The sequence below is a fragment of the Bradyrhizobium sp. USDA 4502 genome (genome assembly GCF_054063355.1).
This window is the reverse complement of record NZ_JBSSGF010000001.1, coordinates 4,427,491-4,452,658: the sequence shown is the minus strand read 5'-3', so window position 1 is coordinate 4,452,658 and position 25,168 is coordinate 4,427,491. Positions and strand designations below refer to the sequence as shown.

Sequence of the window (25,168 nt, the reverse complement as noted above, 5' to 3'; positions counted from 1 at the left end):
GAAGCGGTTTTCCAAAAAGGTCATGCTCAAACAAAGAGCTAAAGCGCGATGACGATTCAACCCAATCACGTCGCGCCTTAGGGCCGGGCGCCGACTGCCGGTTGCAGAATTCACCGAAACTACACCAAAGAAGCGGAAGAGCCCCATCTCGTCACCGCCGTCGCTCCAAGGTTGTGACGCTCTATGCTAGCCTGTTAGCTGCGTACGCTAGCGTTGAGTTGGGGACCGATGGCCGCTCGCAAATTGTCGCAAGGGCAGGCCCCGACCCGGGAAGCGCGTCGCCGCTGGCATGAGGAGCGATCGCTGCGCTGTGCGATCCGGTTGGCCCGCATGGGCTACTGGGAGTCGCAGAGTGCCGCCGCGACCGATCTCTGGATATCGCCCGAGCTCGCCGCCTTCTACGAATTCGACACCGCCGACGGCTACATCCCCATCGCCACGGTGCGCGAGCGCTATTTGCCTGAAAGCCGGAAGCTCCTGGAGGCGCATTACGCGGCCTGCTGGGCGGAGGGGCGGCCCTATGCGGTGCGCGCGAGACTCCGCAGTTTCGATGGCAGCCTGCTCGACTGCGTGGTGCATGGCGAGCCGGAATTCGACGCGGACGGCCAGGTTCGACGCGTGTCCGGCATCGTCCGCGACGTCACGGAGGAGACCTCCGCGCTGCGGCGCCTCGCGGAGAGCGAGCAACGGCTGGCCGATTTTGTCTCGACCGCCTCGGACTGGTGCTGGGAGAGCGACGCCGAGCATCGGCTGCTGCCCTATCCCAAATCGCTTGCCGGCAATGCGGCGTTCCAGACGGTGGCCGCTGGCAGGAAGGCGCGCTGGGAGCTGACTTATGCACCCGAGGACGGCGAGGCGATGGCGCGGCACCGGGCCGATATGGAGGCCCATCGCCCTTTTCGCGACTTCACCTATACGCTGATCGGCAAGGACGGCTCGCGCGTCAGTATCTGCACCAGCGGCAAGCCCATCTTCGGCGATGACGGCAGCTTTCTCGGCTATCGCGGCACCTCCAGCGACATCACCCAGCTCAGGGCGGCCAAGGCGCTGCTCGACCAGCGCACGCGGGCGCTGGAGGAAGCCCACCGTCTCGGCAAGATCGGCACCTGGAGCCACCGGCTGGACAGCGGCCGCACGATCTGGGCGCCCGAACTCTACCAGCTCCTCGGCTTGCCCGACACGTTCGAGCCGACCGATGAGAACATGAGGCCCTATTTCCTGGACGGCGACGCCGACCGCTTCCGGGATGTGCAGAAACGGGTGCTGCGCACCCGCCGGACCGAGGCCACCGACCTGCGCATCCTGCACGCGCACGGTATGCCCCGCGATCTGGCTGTGATCTGCAAGGCGGAGGTTGCCCACGACAAGGTCATCGGCATCATCGGCACCGTGCAGGACGTCACCGAGCGCAAGGAAGCCGAGCGCCAGCTCGAGCAGCTCGCCTACAGCGATCCGTTGACCGGCCTTGCCAATCGCGCGCTGTTCACGCGCCAGCTCGCCGCCCTGACCGAAGGCTGCGCCCGGGGAGGCCGGACTGGTGCGCTGCTGCTCATCGACCTCGATCGCTTCAAGGAGGTCAATGATTCCCTCGGCCATGCCGCCGGTGACGAATTGCTGATCAAGGTGGCGGCTGCGTTGCGGCAGGACTTGGGGCCGCGCGCCTTCATCGCCCGGCTCGGCGGCGACGAATTCGCCGTGCTGGCGGATGGATGCGACACGTCCGACGCCGCGCTGACCGGGCTTGCCGATCGGCTCGTCGGCAAACTGTCCGGCCCCGTCGATCTTGCCGAGGGCGAGGCCTCGGTCGGCGCCACCATCGGCATCGCCCGCCTGCCGGAGCACGGTGCGACGGCGGAGACCGCCGTGCGCAACGCGGACCTCGCGCTCTACATGGCCAAGGAGGCCGGACGCGGCCGGGCGCAACTGTTCGAGCCGGTCTACGCGCAGGCCGTCGATGAAAGGCTCGATCTCGGCCGCCATCTGCGCCACGCCGTGGAGGCCGGCGCCCTCGAGGCCCATTACCAGCCGCAGGTGGACCTGAAGACCGGCCGCGTCACCGGCTTCGAGGCGCTGCTGCGCTGGACCCATCCCGAGCGCGGGCCGATCTCGCCGGCGGAGTTCATCCCGATCGCCGAAAGCTCCGGCCTCATCGTCGACCTCGGCCTGTGGGTGCTGCGCGAGGCCTGCCGGCAGGGCCGCGCCTGGCTGGATGCCGGGCTGCCGCCGCGCTCCATCTCGGTCAATGTCTCGCCGGCGCAGATCTGGAGCGTGGATTTCGAGACCGCGGTCTCGGCCATCCTGGCAGAGACCGGCTTTCCGGCGGAGCTGCTCTGCCTGGAGCTGACCGAAAGCCTGTTCGTGGATCATACCGAGCAACGGATCAGTCGCACGCTGACGGCGCTGTCCGGCTTGGGCGCCCGGCTGGCGCTGGACGATTTCGGCTCGGGCTATTCCTCGCTCGGCTACCTGACGCGCCTGCCTTTCGACTGCCTGAAAGTGGACCGGGCCTTCGTGGATGGCATTTCCACCGCGCCGGAGAAGCGCAAGCTGCTCGGCGGCATCATCGCCCTGTCGCACGGGCTCGGCATGACGGTCGTGGCGGAGGGCGCCGAATTGTCCGCCGAGCTGGACGTGCTCGGCGGGCTCGATTGCGATTTGGTGCAGGGCTTCGTGTTTTCCCCGCCGATCGCCGCCGACAAGGCGCCGCTGGTCGCCGCCAGCATCGAGCGCGAGGCACGCCGGATGCAGCCGCAACGGAATCGCCTCTAGCCGAACACCGCTTTGGCAGCGTTCTTTTGCCCGTGGCTTTGCCTCGATGGTGGCAGCTGACCAATCAGCTGGGCCGTGTACTCATAAAGCGGAGCTGGATGAGGGACGCTTGATGTCCGCTCTCACCCTGACAGCCGCGAGAAAGCGGACGTCGCCGGAGGTTCGAGAAGGGCCACGAACCGATACTTGGCCGCGAGCCAACGGGCCTCCTGACTTGCACCTCGATCTCATCGATCCCTATTCGATGGCCGATTGTGCAGCCAGTTCGGCCTTGCGTAGCGTCTTGATGTCGTTTTCGGTGTGGTTCACCGGGGCGAGGTGAATCTCCACTTTTAAGAGCTTGCCTGTATGGGGATTGGGCGACGCGTAATCATCGCTGACCGGCGATCCCGTATCCATCCCGATGTCGAAAGTTTCATCGGCCGAGAACCGGCCCAAGACGCTCTTTTCGACCCGCCCCTCTCCAACCTTCGTGTCATTGACGAAAAGCGTGACTACGCCACCCTTTCCGAGCCCACCGCCGTCGTACTTGAAGTCCACGCGAATGATTGCCGGACCCGGTGCGAGCTTCTCCGAACTGGCGACCTTGTATCGTTGCAAGGAAAACCAGTTGTATTCGTAAGTCGGCTTACCGTCCTTGATGTAGAGAGCGTAGCCGGCAACGGTGCCGCCAGCCGCGATCAACACACCATCACCGCCTGCTTGCGGAACATCGATATACGCCGCGATGCTGTGCGAGCGGTTTTTCACGTTGGGCGATGAGCTTTCGGGGATCCGCGTGGCGCCGGGGTAATAAGTAAAATCGGTGCGTCCCGCGATCAGGCTCGGACGCAAGCTTGGGTCGGCGCGCTCGATGAACCGGTCGTCCAGCGGGAGCACGTCGTATTTTGCTGCCTCGACCCAGAACAGGTCCTGCATGTCGCGCAGACGCTTGGGCTCTTGAGCCGCCAAGTCGTTGGCCTCGCTGAAGTCGCTCTCAATCCGGTAAAGCTCCCACTTGTCGTTGGCGAAATCATACGAGCCGATGTTTTGCCAAGGCAGCCGTCCATGGCGGACGCACGCAACCCATCCGTCGCTGTAGATCGCACGGTTGCCGAACATCTCGAAATATTGAACGCGACGCTGCTCTTCAGCCTTCGGGTTGTCGAAGGTGTAAACCATGCTGACGCCTTCGATCGGCTTTTGGGCAACCCCGTTGACCGACGAGGGCTGCTCGATTTGAGCAGCCTCCAGGATCGTCGGAACGATGTCGATCGCGTGATGGAATTGAGTGCGAATGCCGCCTTTGTCCTTGATCCTGTTGGGCCATGAGATGACGAGCGGATTGCGCGTACCGCCGAAATGCGAGGCGACCTGCTTGCCCCATTGGAACGGTGTGTCCATGGCCCACGCCCATCCCACGGGAAAATGATTGTAGGACTTGGGACCGCCGATCTCGTCGAGATGCGCCAGGATATAGCTCGGGTCCTCGTGCTGACCGTTAACGCCGACCATCTCGTTAAAGGTGCCATTGAGGGTACCTTCCATCGAGGAGCCGTTGTCGCCAATCTCCCAAAAGATCAGCGTGTTGTCCGTTTGGCCGACTGCTTCCAGAGCATCGAGGACGCGCCCAACATGAAAGTCGGTTTGGGCCGTGTAGGCGGCGAAGGTCTCCATCAGCCGCGAGGCGATGCGCTTCTGATCAGCGGAAAGGGAATCCCAGGCAGGAATCTCCGCCGGCCGCGGGGTCAGCTTGGTGTCGGCAGGGATCACGCCCAGGCGCAATTGTCGCTGGTATGTTTCTTCCCGATATCTATCCCACCCCTGATCGAACTGCCCCTTGAACTTGTCGATCCATTCCTTCGGCACGTGATGAGGCGCGTGCGTGGCACCGGGCGCGTAATAGATGAAGAATGGCCGGTCCGGTGTCACCGACTTTTGCTTGTTGATGTGACTGATCACCTCGTCGGCGAGGGCTTCATTCAGGGTGTAATCGGCTTTCCGGCCGCTCGGGACCTCCATCTCGATTGGCGTATTGTCGCGATAGAGCGCCGGCACCCACTGGTTCGCTTCGCCCCCCAAGAAACCGTAGAAGTGATCAAATCCCTGCCGGGTTGGCCAGCGGTCATAGGGACCCGACACACTGGTCTCCCAATCCGCAATATTGTGGTTCTTGCCGAACCAGGCTGTGCTGTAGCCATGCTGGCGCAACGGCTCTGCCACCATGGCGGCGCTGTTCGGAATCTGTCCGCTGTAGCCGGGATAGCCGTCGCCCAATTCGGTAATGTTGCCTGTTGCGGCGGAATGATGATTGCGGCCCGTGAGCAGCGCGGCCCGCGTTGGAGAACATAGCGCCGTGGTATGGAAGCGCGTGTAGCGCAATCCGGCCTTTGCGAGCCGGTCCAGGTTCGGGGTAGGGATTTGGCCGCCGAAAGTCCCCCATTGTCCGAAGCCGCAATCGTCGATCAGAACGAGCAGGACGTTCGGCGCGCCGCTTGGTGCACTAATGATCGGTATCTTGTCCGGAAACGAGTCCTTATAGGTGGTGCCGATTTTTCCCTTGAATGGCGGCTGCGGAAGCGGCAGCACTTCTTGAGCCTGCGCCGACTCGCGAAGCCAGGACCAACCGAGTGCCGACGCAAGCGCGCCCTTTGCGGTGGAAAGAAAAAGCTGACGGCGATTCATCGATGCCTCTCCTTCTGTTACCCGCTTGGGCTTTCGGACGCCTCCGCTAACGTGTGGTACGGAGAGGTGTCACCCCGCTCACCCGACGCTGTACAACCATTGGGGGATCGAAATGGAAGCGCCGCTTTGTTCCCTTGATCTAGATCAACGGAGGGCCCCTTGGTACTTCGGGCCAAAACCGGGTCTCGCGACCGCTTTGGTCAGAAGCTGAAGAACTCGATGTGAACACAATGCATCCGCTTTCGGGGGTATAGTGACCAATCGCCGTCGGTCAGCGCCTGATTGAGCCGGACTGCCGAGCCGATGCTGCCCAACAAGCCGCGCGGCGTGCGACGAGCGAATGACCGCCGCGTCCTCAATGGCATCTTCGTGCGCAATTTCGGAATATTAGAAGAATGTCCCTGGGTTGCCCGACGTGTCAAGTCGCCTGGTCGAACGCCGGCCGAAAGGCCGGAGGAGACGGTGTTGGGCGGCATGGACGCCGCCCAACACGATCATGAATCTCATTTTGCCATTGCCGTCCTGGCGGCCTCGATTTTAGCCTTCACGGAATCGAGGTTGAAGCTCGCGCCCTTCTGCATCGGCGGAAACTCGATTGCGGTCATGGCCAGCTTCTCGACCTCCTGTTGAACGAACACGAAGCGCCAGAACTCATATTTGAACCAGTCGAAGTACTGTTGGGCGCCGTATTTGGTCCCGCTGTCGGGCCAGCCCGTTCGCTCGAACGGATCTAGGCGGAGGTTGATCAGGTAGGGGACGTCAACCTTGGCTTTTTCGCCCAGCCAGCCACCGGGCTGGTCGATGAAACGATACTTGTAGTCGTCGATGCGCACGGCCCCCAGTTCGCTCTCGCCGAAGTACCAGATTTCGTGTCGATTCGACGGCCCCTTGCCGGTGATCATGTCCATCTGATTATAGCCATCCAGATGGCACTTGTAGTTGCGATCCCCGATTTGCTTGCCCTTCTTCAGTTCCTCGGCAATGTTCGGGTTGCCGGCAGCCGCCAGCAAGGTCGGGAACCAGTCCAGCCCGGAGATGATGCCGTTCTCGACCTTGCCCGCCGGCACCTTGCCCGGCCAGCGGATCATCGCCGGCGCGCGGAAGCCGCCTTCCATCACCGTACCTTTGCTCTGCGCGAAAGGCGTCTGTCCGCCATCCGGCCAAGTGAAGACCTCGGTGCCGTTGTCCGTGGTGAAGATGACAATGGTGTTGTCATCCACGCCCATGTCCTTGAGCTTTTTCATGACGAGGCCGACATCGTCGTCGAGCTGCGCCATGCCGGCTTCATGAATCGACCAGCCGTTCTTGGAGTTGCGCATCGCCTCGTACTTCGGCGACAAATGCGTGACGATGTGCATGCGGGTCGGATTGAGCCACAAGAAGAACGGCTTGTTATCGGCCTTGGCCCTTTCAATGAACGACAAGGCGAAGTCTCGGATTTCATCGTCCACCGTTTCCATCCGCTTGGGATAGAGCGTTCCGGCGTCTTCAATCCTCTGCTTGCCGACCTTGCCCCAGCGGGGATCCACGGTGGCGTCGTCCACATTGGTTGCCCACGAATGGATCATGTTGCGCGGGCCGACCTTGTTCAACAGCTCCTGCGGATAGGCAGGGTGAGCCGGATCTTCCATCGCGTCGAGGTGATACAAATAGCCGAAGAACTCGTCGAAGCCGTGCACGGTCGGCAGAAAGTCGTTCTTGTCGCCAAGGTGGTTCTTGCCGAATTGGCCGGTGGCATAGCCCATGCCCTTGAGCGCGGTGGCAATGGTCACAGCCTCCGCCGGCAAGCCTGTGGGGGCGCCGGCCTGGCCGACCGTTGTCATGCCGGTGCGGATCGGCAGCTCGCCGGTGATGAAGTTGGCGCGGCCTGCGGTGCAGCTCGCCTCGGCGTAATAATCGGTAAACAGCATGCCTTCTGCGGCGATCTTGTCGAGGTTCGGCGTCCGGCCGGCCATCATGCCACGATGGTAAGCACCGATATTCCAGATGCCGATATCGTCCCCCATGATGACGACGATATTGGGCCGCTGGCCGCTCGGTGCCTGCTGCGCCTGGGCCAGTGCCTTTTCGACCGATGCGGCGGCGCCTAATGCGGATGCCGCCGCCAGGCTTGTCGTCGCGAGCAAAACATTTCGACGGCTCATATCGCGTGAGGCGTTATCCTTGTCGTCGCTCATCACTTGCTCCCTTCCTTATGATGCATCGAAGGCCAACATGGCTCGTGGACGTATCCACCGCTTCCGCATGGCGCGCAGCCGGGCGATAGCGACGGCAGTAGTTCGGCGCGCAGAGATGCGAGCCGCCTTTGAGAACCTTGCGGGGAATCTTGATCTTGGGCAGAGACGGATCGTGGCTGTCTTGCTCTCGCCCGCCGCGTGGATCCTGAGGAACGCAGCACGCCTTGGCCGCGTCGGGCGCATGCCTGGTGGACCACCAATCGGTGGTCCACTCCCAGACGTTGCCGATCATGTCATGAAGGCCGTAGCCATTCGGTGGGAACGCCATCACCGGCGAGGTGCGCGCGTGACCATCGTCGCCAAGATTCTGGTATGGAAAAACACCTTGCCAGGTATTCGCCATTGGCCTGCCGCCGGGCATCAGCTCGTCGCCCCAGGCGAACTCGGCTCCGTCGAGGCCGCCGCGCGCGGCAAACTCCCATTCGGCTTCGGTCGGCAAGTCCTTGCCAGCCCATGTCGCGTAGGCCTCGGCATCGCGATAGGCAATGTGGACCACGGGATGATCGTCGAGGCCGCTGATCGAACTGCGGGGGCCATATGGCCGGCGCCAGTTGGCGCCAAATTTGAAATTCCACCATTGCGACCAGTCGCGCAAATCGACCGGACGCTTCGGTGGCGTGAAAACCAGCGAGCCTGCCTTGAGCATGTGCGGCAGTGCGCCCGGATAGTCCTTTGCGTCAGGCCGCGTCTCCGCTGACGTCACGTAGCCGGTTGCGTTGACGAACTTGCGAAAATCGCGATTGGTGACCGGCGTCCGGTCCATCCAGAAGCCGCTCACCGAGACGCGATGGACCGGCGCCTCTTCGGCATAGTGCCTGTCTGAGCCCATGCGGAACGTGCCGCCCGGAATCCAGACCATGCCCCTCTCACTGGGCCCATCCGACAAAGGTACGCCTGCCGCAACGCCAACGTCGTGCATGGGCTACTCGCAGTGAACGAGTTTCAAAGTTACGATCGCCGCCCCGAGCAATTTCGAGAATCTCTCGGCAGCTTTCTAGCTCGCCGATTCGTCGGGGGAGCGTTTAACGCCTTGGTCAGTCAGAAAAGACGATCGAGTATCTGGAGCGCGAGGCCGACTACGCCGTTCGCAGCGGCACAACCTAGAGTATCACGTTGTAGCCGGGCAGCAAAGGTTTGCAATCCGGGCAGCAAAGGCAATCATGCTTGTAACAACTAAGTGTGAAGGCGCGACTACAACCCAGAACATCCTGGATCAAGTCATGAGGACGTCCGATCTATCCCCCGGCTGCAGGCGCCGCGGCGACAGTGCGGGTTAGTTTGGAGCCTTTTTCTTTTTGCTCGCGCCCCGCAAAGCTGCTGCCGAGGTCGTGACTGATCCATCAGTCATTTGAAGACAGGTCAAGAGATCGACATAGCTCGCTTCGCCTATCGTCGCCTCGGCCTCACACTGGGTCCTGACTGCCGGGGAGTACGAAGACCAAATCGGGCTCAGCTGTTCACGCGCTGAGTTCTCATCGCTCAAACACTTGCCTAAACTTTGAGGCAAGCTCAAATTCATCGCCTTGTCGGCTTCTACCGACGCTCTGCAAGTAGCCTCGACGTTGAATTTTGGGACAGCATCGGAAATGGGCGTCAGCAATTGGGTAGCCGCCGCCATGGCCATGATTGCTGGGTGCATGGGATATCCTCTCCAATACCGGGCTGCCCAATGCGAGCCGCCCGTCATCCAAGCCGATCCGCGCCGTGATGCGGCGGATCCAGCAGAAGATTTTCAGCCGTGGCCATAACGACTGGCCCGTCGTTCAAGAGAAAGCGAATCTTGGGCAACGTCCGAGAAGATGGTCGATAGAAATGGAAGGCGCAGGTCCAAGTCACAACGCCGCGCCTACGAACCTAGCAAGATGAGATGCTTCCAGTAACGCATCCTTCATTTATTGATCTAGATCAATCGAGCCAGGCCGCCTCGTCTTTGCCGAGAGCCCCTGACGGCTATGCAAAAAGTGCCAGGGTTGTGGCGTCAAGGACACAACCTTCCAATAAACCTCCAGCTGAACTCAAGTGTGCCGAATTCGCGTGGACGAACGGCGGCGTCAGCTTATTCTTTCCGAGTTTCTACCTCGCCGGAGCAATGGTGGGATCGCGAGAGTCGGGGAATCGGCGATGCGGTACTTTAAACCGAATTTGGGACGCAGATTTTTTTCGCAGTGGCATTTGAGTGTCGGGGCGCTTGCCGCTTTGCTGGCGCTTTTCACCCAAGCGGCTCGCGCCGATGAAAATGGCATCAGCTTTTGGATACCCGGATTTTTTGGCAGCCTCGCGGCCGTTCCTCAGCAGGCGCCGGGCTGGTCGGTAACCACGGTTTATTATCACACCTCCGTTTCCGCCGGCGGCGACGTGGCACGGTCGCGCGAAATCACGCTTGGTCGCTTTCCCGCGAATCTAACGGCCAACGTCAACGCGAACGTCAATGCGAATGTGAACCTTGGCCTTGTGGCCGGGACCTACACCTTTGCAACACCCGTGCTGGGCGGTCAGGCTTCTGCCAGCCTGTTGGCGACCTACGGCTCCAACTCCACGTCGCTGGCGGGATCGCTCGTTGGGACATTGACGGGACCAGGCGGCGGCACGTTCCCCTTCTCCCGGTTTGACAGCATCGACAGCTCGCTCATTGCATTCGGCGACCTGATCCCGCAGTTCGCGCTGCGCTGGAATGCCGGTGTCAACAATTACATGACGTACGTTACCGCCGACCTTCCGGTCGGCGCCTACCAGTCGGGCCGCCTGGCGAATCTGGGGCTTGGGCACTGGACAGTCGACGCAGGCGGCGGCTACACCTATTTCGATCCAAAGACCGGGCATGAATTTTCGACGGTGCTGGGATTCACCTACAACTTCGTCAACCCCTCCACCCAATATCAAAGCGGCGTCGACATGCACCTCGACTGGGGCGCATCGCAATTCCTGACCAAGCAGTGGCAGGTCGGCCTCGTCGGTTACCTCTATCAGCAGCTCGGCTGCGACAGCGGCTCCGGCGATCGCGTCGGCTGCTTCCGGTCGCGCGTGGCCGGTGTCGGCCCGCAGGTCGGCTACATTTTCCCGGTCGGAGACATGCAGGGATATCTGAACCTGAAGGGCTATGGCGAATTCGCCAATGAAAATCGTCCAGCAGGCTGGAACGTCTGGCTGACGTTCAATCTTCAGCCCACGGCGCCAACGCCGCCGACATCCACAAGGCCCAGATTCACGAAATAGCAGCGCCGGTAACGTTGCCACCGGTGTCGTGCCGAAGGCTCAATCTCGCGCGGCGGTAGCGACGCAATCAGCCAATGGACACTCCGCGAGCGTGCGGACATGTCCGGGTTGGGGCCAAAACAGGGACATCAACAGGACGATGCCAAAGCCACGGCAGCTTGTCGGCGGCCATAGCCTGATGCGCTTTTCGCTTGCCTTGATCGCGGCGCTTCAAACCCGATTCACTGTCCCGGCCATAAAGCCGATAAACGATCCGGTGAAGAAAGAGGCACTAAGCATCATTAGACTGCCCGTCACGGAGAGAACAAGCTTGTCTTGAACAAAATGAAGTACGATCCACCCCAGCAGCATGCAGATTAGCCCGCAGCCTGCCGGCCACATCGCACGCCGCCGAACTGCGAGCCGCTGGGCCGGGCCAAGCAGCTCGGAGTTCCGTGATAGATTCCAGGATCGGCGAAACGACACCTCGAAACTCAAGGCTACCACGATCAGACAGGCCGTGAGGAAGTAACCAGACATTACCCTTGGTGCCAACCGTTACCATCTTGAAGGACACGGGCGAGACAATAGCGTGGCTTGATTGCCTCAACCTTAAGGAGATAGCGAACAAACAGCTGTATCGGACCACTATTCCAAACTCGTCAGCGAAGTCCGCTCAAGCACTGCCGGCGTGTGGCAACGCGCTACGACAAACGCGCTGCCAACTACCTCGGGTTCGTCCAACTCGCGTCAATCCGGCTGTGGCTACGCGCTAATGAGTCCACGTCCTGGTTGGATTAAAGCAGGCTGAGATTAGGCTGCGCCCGCAAATTGGGCGCGTTCCCTTTTCCCGCCTGCGACGTGTAGGGCGAAGGGACGTGGGCGCAATTTCGGAATATTAGAAGAATATTCCTGAGTTGCCCGACGTGTCAAGTCGCCCTGGCCGAGTCGCCCTGGCCGAACGCCGGCCGCCGCCGGCTACTTTGCATGGGGTTGTTTTCGATATTTTGGCAGCGCCGCCTGCGACGGCCCCATAACTCAACCCGCTTTAGTGCCGCACCACCAGCACCGAGCATTTGGCGTAGCGCACTACGTGTCCGGCATTGGAGCCGAGGAAATAGGTGCGCATCGCCGGCCGGTGCGAGGTCATCACGATGAGGTCGGCCTTCATGGTCGCGGCCTCCTCGAGGATCTCGTGATAGATGCCGCCCTGACGGACTACGCCCGAGATGCGGGAGGGCGCGATGCCGGATTCGCGCGCCACGATCGCAAGCGCTTCTTCCGACGTTTCGCGCTGCTGGCTGTCGAAATCCGCCGGCACATATTCGGCGAGCATCACCGGCGTCATCGGCAGCACGTTGAGCAGACGAACCGTCCCGTTCCATGTTTGCGACAATGTTGCAGCGGTTGCGATCGCCGGTTTCGCCAGGTCGGTATCGGCGAGGTCGATCGGAACGAGAATGGACTTGTACATCTGCGCCTCCTGTCCGCGATTGGTCTGGAGCCGTTTGGTCCCTGTGCCCGGGACGCGCGCCTTCTTTTTCTTGAAGTCGGTCTGGTATCGACGCGAACCGGTCCCCCTGTCGCGCAGACGTCAATATAGCATGGCGGCGCGGCGCTGTCCGCTTGCGTCAGCTGCGCGAGGCCTGCTTCAACAGTTTAGGGCTGACGAACAGGACGAGCTTGCCGCGCCGGAACGAGACGTCGTTCCAGTCGTCGGTCGCGAAGTCGAAGACGGCGAGCCCCGAGGTCGGCAGATTGTCGCCGAGCGCGCGCTTTGCGGCCTCGTCGCCGCTGCCGGTCAAGGTCAGCGCGAGCTCGTGCATGCCGGGGTTATGGCCGATCAGCATCAGCCGCTTCGGATCGGTGACCGAAGCCATCCGGATCGCGGTCAGCAATTGCGCCGGATCGGCGCCGTAGAGGTCCGGCACGAATTCGACTTTCGGCGCAGGCCCGGCGCCCTTCAGCGCCTCGCGCACGATCTCCCAGGTCTGCCTGGTGCGGGCTGCCGGCGAGACCAGCGCCAGATTGGGCAGGGGCGGATGACGGGCGATCCAGCCGCCGATCTCCGCTGCGTCGCGGTGGCCGCGCTCGTCGAGACGGCGGTCCTGGTCGTGCCCCGAAGGCGCGTCGTGTTCGGTTTTGGCGTGACGCAGCAGCAGCAAACGGCGCATGGACTTCCATTCTCGATTCGGTCAGGTCGAATTAATTCTACAGGCTCATGCCCTGGACAAGGTGACAAGCGCCGCAGCGGTCCGTAAGAAACGCCATGAGCGAGAGTTCCACAAGTGCGGCGGACGGCCCCGATCAGGCGGCCTCGCCGTTCCGCGACCGTCTGGCGTTCGACCTCGACGTCGACATTTGCGTGGTCGGGGCCGGGCTGGCCGGCCTGACCGTGGCGCGTGAGGCGGCGCGGCTCGGTGCGAGCGTTGCGGTGCTCGAGGGCCGCCAGATCGGCTGGAACGCCTCCGGTCATCATCTCGGCACCGTGATGCCGGGATTCGGCCTGCCGATATCAGATGTGATCGAGCGCGTCGGCCTCGACGATGCCCGCGAATTGTGGGCGCTATCGAAGGAGGGCGCCGATTATGTCCGCGCCACCGCTACCGAGGATTTGATCCCGGGCATCAAGCCGAGCGATGGCGCGCTGGAAGTCTCCAATGTCGATGTCGGCGAGGCGCTGATCGGCCGTCTGCAGATGCTGGGCGAGGATTTCGCGACCGAGGTCGAGGGCTGGCAGGTCGATCGCGTGCGCAGCGTGCTCAGGACCGGCCGCTATTTCCACGGCATCTATTATCCGAAGGCGTTCCAGATCGATGGCCGCAAATATGTGCACGGCCTCGCCGCGCTGGCGATGCGGGCGGGCGTGCGGATCTTCGAGGAGACGCCAGTCGTCAGCATCGATTTTTCGGGCATCCGCAAACGCATCGTGACGCCGACGGCGCGGCTGCGGGCCAACCATATTGTCCTCGCCGGCAATATCCATCTCGGTGCGCCGTTGAAGCGGTTGTCCGATACGCTGCTGCCGGTGTGGCGCTACGCGGCATTGACCGAGCCGCTCGGGGAGCGGCTGGCGGAGTCCATCGCCTTTCCCGGCTCGGTCGTCGACAGCGACGGCATCGACCATTTCCGTGTCGTCGATGGCGATCGGCTGTTGTGGGCCAGCCCCGAAACCACCTGGAACGCACGGCCGGAGCGCCTCGGCGCCGCAGTGCAGCGTCGCGTCGCCACGGTGTTTCCGCAACTCGGCAAGGTTCCGGTCGCGGAGATGTTCGGCGGCGCGGTCGGCGTTACCGTGCACGGCATGCCGCAGATCGGCCAGTTGCGCCGAGGCCTGTGGGTGGCGAGCGGCTTCGGCCGGCAGGGACTCAACACCTCGGCGCTCGCCGGGCAGCTGATCGCGCGCAGCATCCTGTGGGGCGACGATCGCTGGCGGCTGTTTTCGCCGTTCGAGCTGGTCTGGGCCGGCGGCGCCACCGGCCGCGTCGCCGGTCATTTCGTCAGCCTGTGGGCGAGGGGGGCCTCGTCCGTGGCGGGTGTTCTGGCGCGCTACCGCGAGGGTGCACGTGCGAAGGAACGCCTGCGCGAGGCGCGGCTCGCCGAGGCCAATCTCAGGGCGGGAACCAGGGGACCCGCACCCCGCCGTCCACCCCCGTCGGCTGTGCGGCCGGCGCGTCCGTCCGCGCCCAGGCCGATCGAGGACGGCGAGGCGCCGTATCCGGATGCCTCGCAAGAAAGTGAGCGGATCTCCGACGGGCGGATGTAACGTCCGGCGGCGGGGTTCGTATCTGTTGACGAACCTCGGGCGCGCCCCCTGAGCCGTCCGCACCGGAGATGATTGATGATCGATCGCCGCATCCTGCTTGCTTCCGCCGCCGGCCTGTTCGGCTTCGCCGCCTTCCGCTGGCTGCGCGCCTCGCCGGCGCAGGCCGCCGAGAAATTCGAGATCGAGAAGACCGACGCCGAATGGCGCGCGCAGCTGACGCCGCAGCAGTACGAGATCCTGCGCAACCAGGGCACCGAGCGGCCGGGATCGAGCCCGCTGCTCAAGGAGCACCGCAAGGGCACCTTCGCCTGCGCCGGCTGCGACCTGCCGCTGTTCTCGTCCGAGACCAAGTATGAGAGCGGCACCGGCTGGCCGAGCTTCTACAAGCCGCTGGACAATGCGGTCGGCACGACGTCGGACCGCACCTTCGGGATGGTGCGCACCGAGGTGCATTGCCGCCGCTGCGGCGGCCATCTCGGCCACGTCTTCGACGACGGCCCGAAACCGACCGGGCTGCGCTACTGCATGGACGGTTTCGCGCTGGTGTTTCACCCGGCGGCGCCATCCGCGACCTGACATTCCTTCCCGGCAATTGTTGCCGCTCCCGGCAAATGTGCCCCGGTCGAACGACCGGGGCATTTTTTTCAAGCGGATGATTTTGTTACGTTTTGTTTCGTGGCACGACCTTTGCGACATGCTCCGCCGATGCGGCCATTCCTGTGATTGCCAGCCGCCGGGAATCGAATTGGAGAACATGTCATGGGTATCTTCGGCGCTCTCACGACGGCTGTCGGTGGCTTGCGCGCGGGGTCGTACGCGCTCGAAAACATCTCCGGCAACATCGCCAACTCTCAGACCACCGCCTTCAAGCGCATCGATACCTCATTCCTTGACCTCGTCCCGCAGACCGCGCTGACCGCGCAACTTGCCGGCGGCGTCACCGCGCAGTCCCGTTCGACCAACTCGGTGCAGGGCGACGTCCAGTCGGCATCGGTCGCGACCTTCATGGCGATCAACGGCAACGGTTTCTTCGCGGTGCAGAAGCCCGGCAGCTTCACCGACGGCGCCCCGGTGTTCGACGGCGTCGACCGCTATACCCGCCGCGGCGATTTCCAGCTCAACAAGGACGGCTATCTCGTCAACGGTGCCGGCTACTATCTCGAGGGCGTGCCGATCGACCCGACCACCGGCAACCCGGCAGGCTCATCGCCGCAGGTGCTGCAATTCAAGAACGACTTCCTGCCGGCGCAGCAGACCACCAAGATCGACTATCGCGCCAACCTCGCGTCCTATCCCTTGACCACCGCGCACGACACCTCGGTTCCCGGTTCCGAGCTGATCCGGCCGGGCGCGTTCAGCAGTGGAAACAATCCGTTGGTGCTGGGCACGCCGGCTGCGCCGTATACCGATTCCGCGATCACCGGCACCGCGCAAAACAACAAGGCGACGCCGTCGGTGGCCATTACCGCCGCGACCCTGCTTTCAGGCGCAGCCGGCACCGATTCGATCAATACCAACTTCAGCGCCGGCTCTGCGGGCCCGCCCGTCGTGCCCGCCGACACGATCACGGTCAACGGCACCGTCATCACCTTCGTGGCGTCGGGGGCGACCGGCAACCAGCTCAACGTCACCGACAGCATCGGAACGCTGCTTGCGAAGATCGACTCGATTACCGGTACCACGACGTCATCGACGATCAGCGGCGGCAAGATCACCTTGCACTCCGGCAAATTGGCCGATCTCAACGTGACGAGCTCGAACGCGACCGCCTTTGCGGCGCTCGGCTTCACCGGGTCGGCGGTTGCGGTTCGCGGCGGCGGCGGCACGGTCGGCACCGGTCAGGTTATCGGCAACGACAACTCGACCTTCCTGAACGAATCCGTCTCGGGCGGCGCCGTCACGGCCTACGACGTGTCGGGCGCGCCGGTGAACCTGCAATTCCGCTGGGCCAAGACCGACAGCTCCTCGCTGGGCAGCGGACATACCGACACCTGGAACCTGTTCTATCAGGTCAATCCCAATGCGACCGGCACGCAGGTCTCCTGGCAGAACGTCAACGTCAACTTCACCTTCGCCTCGAACGGCCAGATGTCGCCGGCGATCTCCTCGGTGGCGCTCACCAATGCCGTCGTCAACGGCGTGTCGCTCGGCAGCCCGGTGATCAATTTCGGCTCCGGCGGCGTGACCCAGTTTGCCGACGCCAACGGCAACGTTCAGGTGAACCAGATCCAGCAGGACGGTTTCCCCGCCGGCCAGCTGCAGTCGGTCAGCGTCTCCACCAACGGCCGCATCGTCGGCAACTACACCAACGGCCGCAACATCGACCTCGCCGAAATCTCGGTGGCGACCTTCAACGGCACCAACTTCCTCAAGCGCATCGACGGCGGTGCGTTCGAGGCGACCGACGAGTCCGGTGCGGCGCTGTTCGGCAAGGCCGGCACCATCGTCGGTTCCTCGCTCGAGAGCTCGAACACCGATATCGCCGACGAATTCACCAAGCTGATCGTGACCCAGCAGGCCTATTCGGCGAACACCAAGGTGATCACCACAACCAATTCGATGGTGCAGGATCTCCTGAACGTGGTGCGCTGATCGCATCGTTGTTGCACGTGTGAAGAAGTAAAGGCGAGTACACATCATGGGTTTGAGCCAAGCCCTCTCCACCGCGATGTCGGGCCTGCGCGCCACGCAGGCCTCGCTCTCGCTCGTGTCGTCGAACGTCGCCAACGCGGAGACGCCCGGCTACGTCAGGAAGACGCTCAACCAGGTCACCGGCACCACCGGCCAGTACGGATCGAGCGTCCTCATCACCGGCGTCAACCGCCAGCTCGACGAATTCCTGCAGACCCAACTCCGAACCGAGACGTCGGGCGCGGCCTATGCCGACGTCCGCTCGGATTTTCTGGCCAATTTGCAGGGCGTGTATGGCAATCCCGACTCCACCGGCACGATCGAGGACGCCTACAACAAGTTCCTGACCGCGCTGCAGGGGCTGTCGACCAGCCCGGAATCGCAGTCGGCCCGCATCGGCGTGATCAATGCCGCGCAATCGATGGCGCAGCAGCTCAACGCGACTTCGCAGGGAATCCAGACGCTGCGCGCCAACGCCGAGGCCGGCATCAGCGACTCCATCAACAGCGCCAACAATGCGTTGCAGCAGATTGCGCGCCTCAATGTCCAGCTGGCGGCCAATGGCGGCACGACCGACGCCTCGACCGCGGCATTGCTCGATCAGCGCGACCGCTACGTCACGCAGCTCTCGCAGCTGATGGACATCCGCACGGTCACCAACAGCCAGAACCAGGTGAGCGTGTTCACCAATTCCGGCGTGCAACTGGTCGGCACCGAGGCCGCGACGCTCAGCTTCAACGCCCAGGGCACGATGACGCCCAACACGTTGTACAATACCGACCCGACCAAGAGCACCGTCGGCACCATCACCATCACGTTCCCGCATGGCGGCACCTATGACATGGTGTCGACCAACTCGATCCGCTCCGGCAAGATCGCCGCCTATCTCGAGTTGCGCGACAACACGCTGGCGCAGGCCCAGACACAGATCGATCAGTTCGCCGCCGCGATGTCGAGCGCGCTGTCGGACAAGACGACCGCAGGCACCGCGGCGACGGCGGGGGCGCAGTCCGGCTTCGACCTCGACCTCTCGGGGCTGCAGAACGGCAACACCATCCACGTCTCCTACAAGGACAACACCACCGGCCTGACGCATAATCTGTCGATCATCCGCGTCGACGATCCGAGCGTGCTGCCACTGAGCAATACCGCGACCGTCGATCCGAACGACGAGGTGCTGGGCATCGATTTCTCAGGTGGCATGAGCTCGGTGCTGTCGCAGCTCAACGGCGCACTCGGCGGAACCGGCCTGCAATTCTCCAATCCGTCGGGGTCGACGCTGCGCGTGCTCGACGACGGCGCCGCCAACAAGGCCGATGTGACCGCGGCGTCGGTCACGTCGACGGTTTCGTCGCTGACCTCGGGCGATCCGCACCTTCCGCTGTTTACCGACAATGGCGGGCTCTACACCGGCGCGATCACCGCGAACGGCTCGCAGACCACCGGCCTTGCCGCGCGCATCAGCGTCAACACCGGCCTGATCGGCGATCCCTCGCGCATGGTGGTGTACTCGACCAATCCGCAGACGCCGGCCGGCGACACCACGCGCGCCAACCTCGTCCTGAACCAGCTGTCGAACGCCTCGTACAGCTATTCGCCGCAGACCGGCCTTGGCACGTCAGGCGCGCCGTTCACCGGCACGCTGCTCAACTTTGCCAAGCAGTTCATCAGCCAGCAGGGCGAGTCCGCGACCGTCGCCAAGCAACTGGCTGACGGCCAGGACGTCGTGCTGAACACGCTGCAGACCAAGATGGACTCGACCTCCGGCGTCAACATGGACGAGGAGATGGCGCATCTGCTTTCGCTGCAGAACGCCTATTCCGCCAATGCGCGCGTGATGTCGTCGATCAAGCAGATGTACGACGCGCTGCTGCAGCTCACGTGAGGGTAACATGTCGATCGACGGCGTAAGCGGCAGAACTTCCTATATCGGCACCACGATCCTCAACCTGCGGAATCAGCTCAATGACCTGACGACGCAGCTTGCGACCGGCAAGGTATCGACGACCTATGCGGGGCAGGGGCTCGATCGCGGTTTCGCGCTCAGCCTGCGCGCGCAGATCAGCGGCATCAACGCGTTCTCCGATACCGCCACCAACCTCAACACGCGCCTGAGTGTCGCGAACCTCACCTTGCAGGGCCTGTCCGACGTCGGGACCCAGGTGAAAAACGCCGCGACGACGGCGACGCTGACGCTCAACGACAGCGGCCAGACCTCGGGCCAGATCACGGCGCAGGCGGCCTTCGCCAACGCAGTCGCGATGCTGAACAGCCAGTCGGGCGACCGCTATCTGTTCTCCGGCCGCGCGATGGATACGCCGGCCACGGTGTCCGCCGATACCATGCTCAAGGGCACGGCAACCCAGGCCGGCCTGACGCAGCTCATCAATGAGCGCAAGCAGGCCGATCAGGGCGCCGGCATGATGGGACGCCTGAGCGTCTCGTCGCCGCCGGCGACCACGACGGTCACGAGTATCGCCGAGGACGGCTCGCCGTTCGGCCTGAAGCTCTTGTCGGTGCAGTCGTCGTTGACGGGTGGCGCCACGGTGACGCAGCCGGCCGGCACGCCGAAGACCGCGTCGGTCGATCTCGGCGCCGTCAATCCGAAGGACGGCGACAAGATCAAGTTCAACTTCACGCTGCCCGACGGCACCACCGAAGCGATCGAACTCACGGCGACCACGACGAACCCGCCGCCCGCCGGTTCGTTCCTGATCGGCACCGACACCGCGGCGACGACGGCAAACCTGCAGTCGACGCTGACCTCGTCGATCAAGACGTTGAGCGACACGTCGCTGGTCGCGGCGTCCGCGGTCGCAGCGTCGAACAATTTCTTCAATCCGGTCGCGACCGTCTCGGGCGCCGCGGTCAACAACCAGAACACGCCGCCGGCGCCGATCAGCGGCGCCACGGCGCTGTCGGGGGCGACGGGCACCGACTCGCTGTCGACGAGCTTTGCCGCCGGCGATACCATCACGGTGAACGGCACGCCGATCACCTTCGTGGCCTCGGGCGCCACCGGCAACCAGGTCAACGTCACCGACAGCGTGCAGACGCTGATGGCCAAGATCGACCAGATCAGCGGCACCAAGAACCCGTCGACCATCAGCAACGGCGCGATCACCCTGCACGGCGCCGACGGCGAGAGCCTGTCGATCTCGAGCTCCAATACCGCCGCACTCGGCGCGCTCGGCATCGCCAACAACACCACCGCAGCGCCGGCGCCGCTCAGGGTAGGGGGACCGCCGTTCGACACCGCGACCCACCTGGTCGCGGGCACGCCCGGCAACACCGTCTACTGGTACACCGGCGAGAATGGCCCGGGGTCGGCGCGCGGCACCGCGGTCGCGCAGGTCGATCAGTCCATCACCGTGCAGTATGGCGCGCGCGCCAACGAGCAGGCCTTCCGCTATTTGCTGCAGAACGTCGCGGTGTACGCAGCCGTCACCACCAATGCCAGCAACCCGAATGCGAGCGCGCAGGTGACGGCGCTCGCGCAGCGCGTGAGCGCCAACCTTGCCCCGCAAAACGGTCAGCAGCAGATCCAGGACGTGCAGGCCGAATTCGCCGGTGCGCAGACCGCGACCAAGGCGGCCACCGATCGGCAGACCCAGCTGAAGGGGATGGCGGAAACGATGCTCGACTCGGTCGAGGGCGTCAATCAGGACGAGGTCGCGACCAAGATCCTGGCGCTGCAAACCAGCTTGCAGGCGTCGTACCAGACCACGTCGATGCTGTATCAGACGACGCTGCTGAAATATCTGCCGATCAGCTGATCACGCGCCCCTGAACTCCAGCCAGCAAAAAGGCCTCCGCGCGGAGGCCTTTTTCGTGTGTGCCGAGCATGACCGGCAGCTTGGAGGTGGAAGTCCTCTATCCAGCCTGATGACGGTGAAGGATTAGCGAAGCGCAAGGGCGTCATCGCGAGGTGGGGTCTGAAGGAAGCGTGGAGCAAAGCCGCGGCCCGATGGACAAAAACCGGATAACGAGGCCTACCCGGCCGGACGAGCGAGCACGTGATCGCGAAGTCCACGGTCATCAAGGGCCGGGGTGGTAAATCCGGCGGGCGTGCGGCGAAGGCGGTCGATCTTATCTCGGGAGATCTGCGCTGCGTCTCGGCAACGAGACTGAGGTCGTCGTAAGGCGATCTGACCGCAGTGCAGAAGTCAGCAGAGGGCATAGTAGGCGGAACGAGTTTCGCCGAAGGCCTGAACGCTGGAAGTGACGAGTAGATGCAGCGATATCGCATCGGCCATGCGACTGAATTCCGGGCAACTGGCCTCGGAACGGCGGGAAGGGGTGAAACCCTGACTGACGCTGATCAGAGGAGTCGAAGCTGGCGCGACGATTGCTGACACCCAAACTACGGCGGCAACAGAACAACTCTTGCCGCTTAATCCAGCGAACCGCCGTATACGGACCCGTATGTACGGTGGTGTGGGAGGGGAGGGGCTGCGAGGCTCCCCCCTATCCCGATTGAGGCGAGTGGTGCTAGTGCGTTTTCAAGCGAAGCGGACGCCGGTTCGCGTGAAGAAAACGCGTCCGAACAAGAAGCTCTACGCGCTCTTGCGTGTGTCGTCCCGCTCGGCGTTCTGCTGGTCGCGCGCGGCTTCCAGCAGCTTCTCTTCGTGCGCGATCAGCTTCTTGGATTCCTTCAGCGCGTGATAGAGGTCGCCGTTGAGGATGAAGTTGTTGACGCTTTCGATGAAGGGCCAGGCGCTCGGCATCGCGGTGATGATGTCGCGCACCAGACTGAAATAGGTCGGGTGGTGCGCCATCGGGTCCGGCGATAGATACATCAGCTGCACGGCGAGATAGATCAGCTTTGCCGGCGTGTCCGCGGTCTCGGGCGTCAGGATATCCTTCTCGCGCAGGATCGGGATGCGGTCGCCGTCGATCAGCAGGCGGGCGCGCTGGTCGGTGTTGGTGATCACGCAATTGCCGACGATGATGCGTTCGTTCGGTTTGAGTTCGACCTTCAGGGCCATGACCGTTCTCCTTTGCCTGCAGTCGCGCGATGTCTTCGCTGGCGGAGCGAAGTGGTTCGGCACTGCTTAGCAGCCGCCGTTGCGGGCAGGGGCCGATGCGACAGCGATCCTTTCCCATGATGGTTAATGCTTGGTGAACGAGGGGCGGGCGCTGGCGTCGTTATCTGGCCGGAATTGTCAATCGTCTCAGTAGTTTTCGGGACGAACCTCGCCCGATGGCGATAATTTTATTCTTCGGCCTTTGTCTCAAATGCCGTGCTGGAGATTTCTTTTTCCTTCGCGGCTTGACCGCAGGATCCGGCCATCCGCCCGATCAGAAAGGATTGGAGCGGCTTTTTCCTCAGTTTCACACCAGAAAGGTATGAAAATGTCCGATATCATTCTCTCCTCCTCCGTTCGTCAGAACCTCCTCTCCCTCCAGTCCACCGCCGATCTGCTCTCCACGACGCAGAACCGCCTTGCCACCGGCAAGAAGGTCAACACGGCGCTCGACAACCCGACCAACTTCTTCACCGCGCAGTCGCTCGACAACCGCGCCAGCGACATCAACAACCTGCTCGATGGCATCGGCAACGGCGTGCAGGTGCTGCAGGCCGCCAACACCGGCATCACCTCGCTGCAGAAGCTGGTCGATACCGCGAAGTCGATCGCCAACCAGGTGCTGCAGAGCCCGACCGGCTACACCACCAGGTCGCAGGTCACCTCGACCGCGGCGCTCGGCGGCACGTCTGCCAACCTCGTCGACGGCACCACGATCAAGAGCGGTGACGTGCTGGCGATCGCGGCTTCGGCCGGCCAACCCGCCTTCAGCTTCACCTTCGGGGCCAGCACGTCGCTGGCGCAGCTGAACACGTCGCTGGCGGCCAGCAACCTGACGGCGAGCCTCGACAGCTCCAACAAGCTTGTCATCACCACGACCAATGACGCGGCGTCCTCGACGATCGGTGCGGTGACCTTCACCAACACCGGCGGCGGCACCGCGACGTTCAGCGCGGCCGGCACGGCGCCGGTCGCCGACCAGGCCTCGCAGTCGGCGCGCGCCGCTCTGGTGACGCAGTACAACAACACCATCGCGCAGATCACGACCACGGCGCAGGACGCCTCGTTCAACGGCATCAACCTGTTGAACGGCGACAGCCTGAAGCTGACCTTCAACGAGACCGGCAAGTCGACGCTCAGCATCACCGGCGTCACCTTCAATGCCAGCGGCCTCGGACTGAAGGCGCTGACCGCCGGCACCGACTTCCTCGACAACAACTCGGCGAACAGCGTCATCTCGTCGCTGAGCTCGGCGAGCTCCGCGTTGCGCAGCGAAGCCTCGACGCTGGGTTCGAACCTGTCGATCGTGCAGATCCGTCAGGACTTCTCGAAGAACCTGATCAACGTGCTGCAGACCGGTTCGTCCAACCTGACGCTGGCCGACACCAACGAGGAAGCGGCCAACAGCCAGGCGCTGTCGACCCGCCAGTCGATCGCGGTCTCCGCGCTGGCGCTCGCCAACCAGAGCCAGCAGAGCGTGCTGCAGCTGCTCCGCTAAGCGCGCCGGCAAGTGCTTCGAGAACGGCGGGGGAAACCCCGCCGTTTTCTTTTGTCTCCGGGATATTACGGTGTCTGTCCATGCCGTCAGAACGACGCATTTCGTAACGGCTGCTAACCATATTTAAAGGCGCCGGATGCATAAATATCGGGCGCTAGAATTGCGTCTTCGCGGCTCGAGAAATCCGCATCCCATCGAGGTCATTGAATGTCGAATGCAGCCCAGGCCTACGCTCGTACCTCCACGACGACGGCGTCCCCACGTGAAATCGAAGCGCAGGCGCTGTTGAAGGCCGCGCGGCAGCTGCAGGAAGTCCAGACGAACTGGAACGGTCCCGACAAGGCGCTCGATCACGCGTTGCTGTTCAACCGCCGGCTGTGGTCGATCTTTCTCAGCGCCGCGCAGGGCGACGACAATCCGCAGCCCGCTCGAGATTCGCCAGAACATCGCCAATATCGGCGTGTTCGTGATGAAGCAGACCGTCGACATCCAGATGAATCCGGATCCGGCGAAACTGAAGTCGCTGATCGATATCAACTGCAATATCGCCGCCGGCCTCTCGGGTCGCGGCTGATCGATCGATTCCTGACGGAGCCCTCGGCATGGCCGACGTGTTGAGCATCCTGTCGGCCAACTACAAGGCCGCCGGCCTGACGGTCCCGTCGAAGACGCCCTATGTGGCCGTCGATCCGAACCTCTATGAGGGCAGCTGGAGCGGCAAGTACGCCAACAACAAGTCGTTCAACATCTCGGTGTCGAACGTCGATGGCTTCCGCGCCAAGGTCCACTACCAGAGCGACGGCACCAGCAAGTATCAGGACGTGCTGATCAAGGATGGCGGGTTCCGGATCGGCGATACCAAGTTCGCGCTGGTGCAGCAGGGGACGGCGTTGATCGCCAATGTCGTCACCGATCCGGCTACTGGAGCGACCTATCTCGACAAGGCCTACGCCACGCAGAAGACCTGAGCGGTCGTTGCTCCGCGCCTAGGCGCGGCGATCGGTGGCGCGCACCCGCGTCGGCGCGTCCTTGCTGAGATCGAGCGCGTGGAAATAGGCGCGGCGGCGCAATACGGCTTCTTCCGGAAACTGCCTCACCACCAAATTCGTGCGATTGTCGACCACCTGATAGACCACGGCGCGCGCGTCGCGGTCGATGATGACCTGGTCGCTGACCGACGGAGCCTGATTTGAAATCGATGCGTTGACGGCGTTGGGATCGATGGTGACGCGCACGCTCGGCTCCGGAGCGGTGACGCTCTGGCTCGCCGGCAGTTCAGTCTTGACCGCCTTCTGCGCCGTATCGCTCGTGGGAGAGACCATCGGCGCCGCGACCGGTGCCCCCACCGGCTTGATGTTGAAATCTGTACTCATGGCAGCCTCGT

The 25,168-nt window shown here is 63.1% G+C and carries 17 protein-coding genes and 2 pseudogenes; 11 read left to right on the top strand and 8 right to left on the bottom strand.

The annotated features are described in order from the left end of the window. Nucleotides 1-228 precede the first annotated feature (228 nt). Nucleotides 229-2,769 (top strand): sensor domain-containing protein, encoded by a 2,541-nt coding sequence (locus ACVW1B_RS20795; RefSeq protein ID WP_456792467.1) that lies wholly within the window; start codon nucleotides 229-231, stop codon nucleotides 2,767-2,769. 237 nt (nucleotides 2,770-3,006) lie between these two features. Here ACVW1B_RS20795 and ACVW1B_RS20790 read toward each other — a convergent pair whose 3' ends face one another. The 4 genes from ACVW1B_RS20790 to ACVW1B_RS20775 form a co-directional block, all read right to left on the bottom strand. Continuing rightward, nucleotides 3,007-5,433: an arylsulfatase gene (locus tag ACVW1B_RS20790; RefSeq protein WP_456822107.1), complete on the bottom strand. Its 2,427-nt coding sequence runs from the start codon at nucleotides 5,431-5,433 to the stop codon at nucleotides 3,007-3,009. A 503-nt stretch (nucleotides 5,434-5,936) separates the two neighbouring features. Continuing rightward, on the bottom strand, nucleotides 5,937-7,577 hold the full coding sequence (locus tag ACVW1B_RS20785; protein WP_456781892.1) for an arylsulfatase: 1,641 nt from the start codon (nucleotides 7,575-7,577) through the stop codon (nucleotides 5,937-5,939). A gap of 13 nt (nucleotides 7,578-7,590) precedes the next feature. Next, on the bottom strand, nucleotides 7,591-8,589 hold the full coding sequence (locus ACVW1B_RS20780) for a formylglycine-generating enzyme family protein (RefSeq protein WP_456780213.1): 999 nt from the start codon (nucleotides 8,587-8,589) through the stop codon (nucleotides 7,591-7,593). Nucleotides 8,590-8,943: 354 nt separating this feature from the next. After that, nucleotides 8,944-9,309, bottom strand: coding sequence for a hypothetical protein (locus ACVW1B_RS20775; RefSeq protein ID WP_456792465.1), 366 nt, complete (start codon nucleotides 9,307-9,309; stop codon nucleotides 8,944-8,946). Nucleotides 9,310-9,791: 482 nt separating this feature from the next. Here ACVW1B_RS20775 and ACVW1B_RS20770 point away from each other — a divergent pair, with 482 nt between their 5' ends. Together ACVW1B_RS20770 and ACVW1B_RS20765 are read left to right on the top strand one after the other, a co-directional pair. Beyond that, complete coding sequence (locus tag ACVW1B_RS20770) at nucleotides 9,792-10,883, top strand: SphA family protein (protein WP_456822106.1); 1,092 nt, start codon at nucleotides 9,792-9,794, stop codon at nucleotides 10,881-10,883. Between the two features lie 648 nt (nucleotides 10,884-11,531). After that, nucleotides 11,532-11,663 (top strand): annotated as a pseudogene (locus ACVW1B_RS20765) (IS5/IS1182 family transposase); the annotation flags it as partial. Between the two features lie 247 nt (nucleotides 11,664-11,910). Here the strand turns inward: ACVW1B_RS20765 and ACVW1B_RS20760 are convergent. Both ACVW1B_RS20760 and ACVW1B_RS20755 read right to left on the bottom strand, forming a co-directional pair. Further along, complete coding sequence (locus ACVW1B_RS20760) at nucleotides 11,911-12,336, bottom strand: universal stress protein (RefSeq protein WP_016840840.1); 426 nt, start codon at nucleotides 12,334-12,336, stop codon at nucleotides 11,911-11,913. A gap of 157 nt (nucleotides 12,337-12,493) precedes the next feature. Beyond that, a complete protein-coding gene (locus ACVW1B_RS20755; protein WP_283070254.1) occupies nucleotides 12,494-13,036 on the bottom strand; it encodes a SixA phosphatase family protein in 543 nt (180 codons plus the stop codon). 95 nt (nucleotides 13,037-13,131) lie between these two features. Between ACVW1B_RS20755 and ACVW1B_RS20750 the strand changes: the two genes are divergently transcribed. From ACVW1B_RS20750 to ACVW1B_RS20730, 5 genes are all read left to right on the top strand, one after another. Next, nucleotides 13,132-14,628 carry an NAD(P)/FAD-dependent oxidoreductase gene (locus ACVW1B_RS20750; protein ID WP_456822105.1) on the top strand — a complete coding sequence of 499 codons (1,497 nt, stop codon included), beginning with the start codon at nucleotides 13,132-13,134 and terminating at the stop codon, nucleotides 14,626-14,628. 75 nt (nucleotides 14,629-14,703) lie between these two features. After that, complete coding sequence (gene msrB, locus ACVW1B_RS20745; RefSeq protein WP_283070257.1) at nucleotides 14,704-15,204, top strand: peptide-methionine (R)-S-oxide reductase MsrB; 501 nt, start codon at nucleotides 14,704-14,706, stop codon at nucleotides 15,202-15,204. A gap of 183 nt (nucleotides 15,205-15,387) precedes the next feature. Continuing rightward, the gene (locus ACVW1B_RS20740) at nucleotides 15,388-17,220 is read left to right on the top strand and encodes a flagellar hook-basal body complex protein (RefSeq protein ID WP_456822104.1); all 1,833 of its coding nucleotides are present in this window, start codon (nucleotides 15,388-15,390) and stop codon (nucleotides 17,218-17,220) included. A 46-nt stretch (nucleotides 17,221-17,266) separates the two neighbouring features. Continuing rightward, complete coding sequence (flgK, locus tag ACVW1B_RS20735) at nucleotides 17,267-19,144, top strand: flagellar hook-associated protein FlgK (protein ID WP_456822103.1); 1,878 nt, start codon at nucleotides 17,267-17,269, stop codon at nucleotides 19,142-19,144. A gap of 7 nt (nucleotides 19,145-19,151) precedes the next feature. Next, nucleotides 19,152-21,035 (top strand): flagellar protein, encoded by a 1,884-nt coding sequence (locus tag ACVW1B_RS20730; protein ID WP_456822102.1) that lies wholly within the window; start codon nucleotides 19,152-19,154, stop codon nucleotides 21,033-21,035. 780 nt (nucleotides 21,036-21,815) lie between these two features. Here the strand turns inward: ACVW1B_RS20730 and flbT are convergent. Then, nucleotides 21,816-22,247 carry a flagellar biosynthesis repressor FlbT gene (flbT, locus tag ACVW1B_RS20725; RefSeq protein ID WP_076825678.1) on the bottom strand — a complete coding sequence of 144 codons (432 nt, stop codon included), beginning with the start codon at nucleotides 22,245-22,247 and terminating at the stop codon, nucleotides 21,816-21,818. A 367-nt stretch (nucleotides 22,248-22,614) separates the two neighbouring features. On the opposite strand from flbT, the gene ACVW1B_RS20720 reads away from it, so the two are divergent. The 3 genes and pseudogenes from ACVW1B_RS20720 to ACVW1B_RS20710 all read left to right on the top strand — a co-directional run bounded on the left by ACVW1B_RS20720 (nucleotide 22,615) and on the right by ACVW1B_RS20710 (nucleotide 24,752). Continuing rightward, the gene (locus ACVW1B_RS20720) at nucleotides 22,615-23,784 is read left to right on the top strand and encodes a flagellin N-terminal helical domain-containing protein (protein WP_028337699.1); all 1,170 of its coding nucleotides are present in this window, start codon (nucleotides 22,615-22,617) and stop codon (nucleotides 23,782-23,784) included. A 207-nt stretch (nucleotides 23,785-23,991) separates the two neighbouring features. Next, nucleotides 23,992-24,358: pseudogene (gene flaF, locus ACVW1B_RS20715) on the top strand (flagellar biosynthesis regulator FlaF). 28 nt (nucleotides 24,359-24,386) lie between these two features. Continuing rightward, a complete protein-coding gene (locus ACVW1B_RS20710; protein ID WP_016846761.1) occupies nucleotides 24,387-24,752 on the top strand; it encodes a hypothetical protein in 366 nt (121 codons plus the stop codon). Nucleotides 24,753-24,770: 18 nt separating this feature from the next. Here the strand turns inward: ACVW1B_RS20710 and ACVW1B_RS20705 are convergent, their stop codons facing one another. Further along, on the bottom strand, nucleotides 24,771-25,157 hold the full coding sequence (locus ACVW1B_RS20705) for a hypothetical protein (protein ID WP_028337698.1): 387 nt from the start codon (nucleotides 25,155-25,157) through the stop codon (nucleotides 24,771-24,773). Between the last annotated feature and the right edge of the window lie 11 nt (nucleotides 25,158-25,168).

Coding starts and splice junctions, on each gene's coding strand:
- ACVW1B_RS20710 (WP_016846761.1), top strand. CDS start 24,387: ATGGCCGACGTGTTGAGCATCCTGTCGGCCAACTACAAGGCCGCCGGC.
- ACVW1B_RS20775 (WP_456792465.1), bottom strand. CDS start 9,309: ATGCACCCAGCAATCATGGCCATGGCGGCGGCTACCCAATTGCTGACG.
- ACVW1B_RS20720 (WP_028337699.1), top strand. CDS start 22,615: ATGTCCGATATCATTCTCTCCTCCTCCGTTCGTCAGAACCTCCTCTCC.
- flbT (WP_076825678.1), bottom strand. CDS start 22,247: ATGGCCCTGAAGGTCGAACTCAAACCGAACGAACGCATCATCGTCGGC.
- flgK (WP_456822103.1), top strand. CDS start 17,267: ATGGGTTTGAGCCAAGCCCTCTCCACCGCGATGTCGGGCCTGCGCGCC.
- ACVW1B_RS20750 (WP_456822105.1), top strand. CDS start 13,132: ATGAGCGAGAGTTCCACAAGTGCGGCGGACGGCCCCGATCAGGCGGCC.
- ACVW1B_RS20795 (WP_456792467.1), top strand. CDS start 229: ATGGCCGCTCGCAAATTGTCGCAAGGGCAGGCCCCGACCCGGGAAGCG.
- ACVW1B_RS20705 (WP_028337698.1), bottom strand. CDS start 25,157: ATGAGTACAGATTTCAACATCAAGCCGGTGGGGGCACCGGTCGCGGCG.
- ACVW1B_RS20755 (WP_283070254.1), bottom strand. CDS start 13,036: ATGCGCCGTTTGCTGCTGCTGCGTCACGCCAAAACCGAACACGACGCG.
- ACVW1B_RS20785 (WP_456781892.1), bottom strand. CDS start 7,577: ATGAGCCGTCGAAATGTTTTGCTCGCGACGACAAGCCTGGCGGCGGCA.
- ACVW1B_RS20740 (WP_456822104.1), top strand. CDS start 15,388: ATGGGTATCTTCGGCGCTCTCACGACGGCTGTCGGTGGCTTGCGCGCG.
- ACVW1B_RS20730 (WP_456822102.1), top strand. CDS start 19,152: ATGTCGATCGACGGCGTAAGCGGCAGAACTTCCTATATCGGCACCACG.
- ACVW1B_RS20790 (WP_456822107.1), bottom strand. CDS start 5,433: ATGAATCGCCGTCAGCTTTTTCTTTCCACCGCAAAGGGCGCGCTTGCG.
- ACVW1B_RS20770 (WP_456822106.1), top strand. CDS start 9,792: ATGCGGTACTTTAAACCGAATTTGGGACGCAGATTTTTTTCGCAGTGG.
- ACVW1B_RS20780 (WP_456780213.1), bottom strand. CDS start 8,589: ATGCACGACGTTGGCGTTGCGGCAGGCGTACCTTTGTCGGATGGGCCC.
- msrB (WP_283070257.1), top strand. CDS start 14,704: ATGATCGATCGCCGCATCCTGCTTGCTTCCGCCGCCGGCCTGTTCGGC.
- ACVW1B_RS20760 (WP_016840840.1), bottom strand. CDS start 12,336: ATGTACAAGTCCATTCTCGTTCCGATCGACCTCGCCGATACCGACCTG.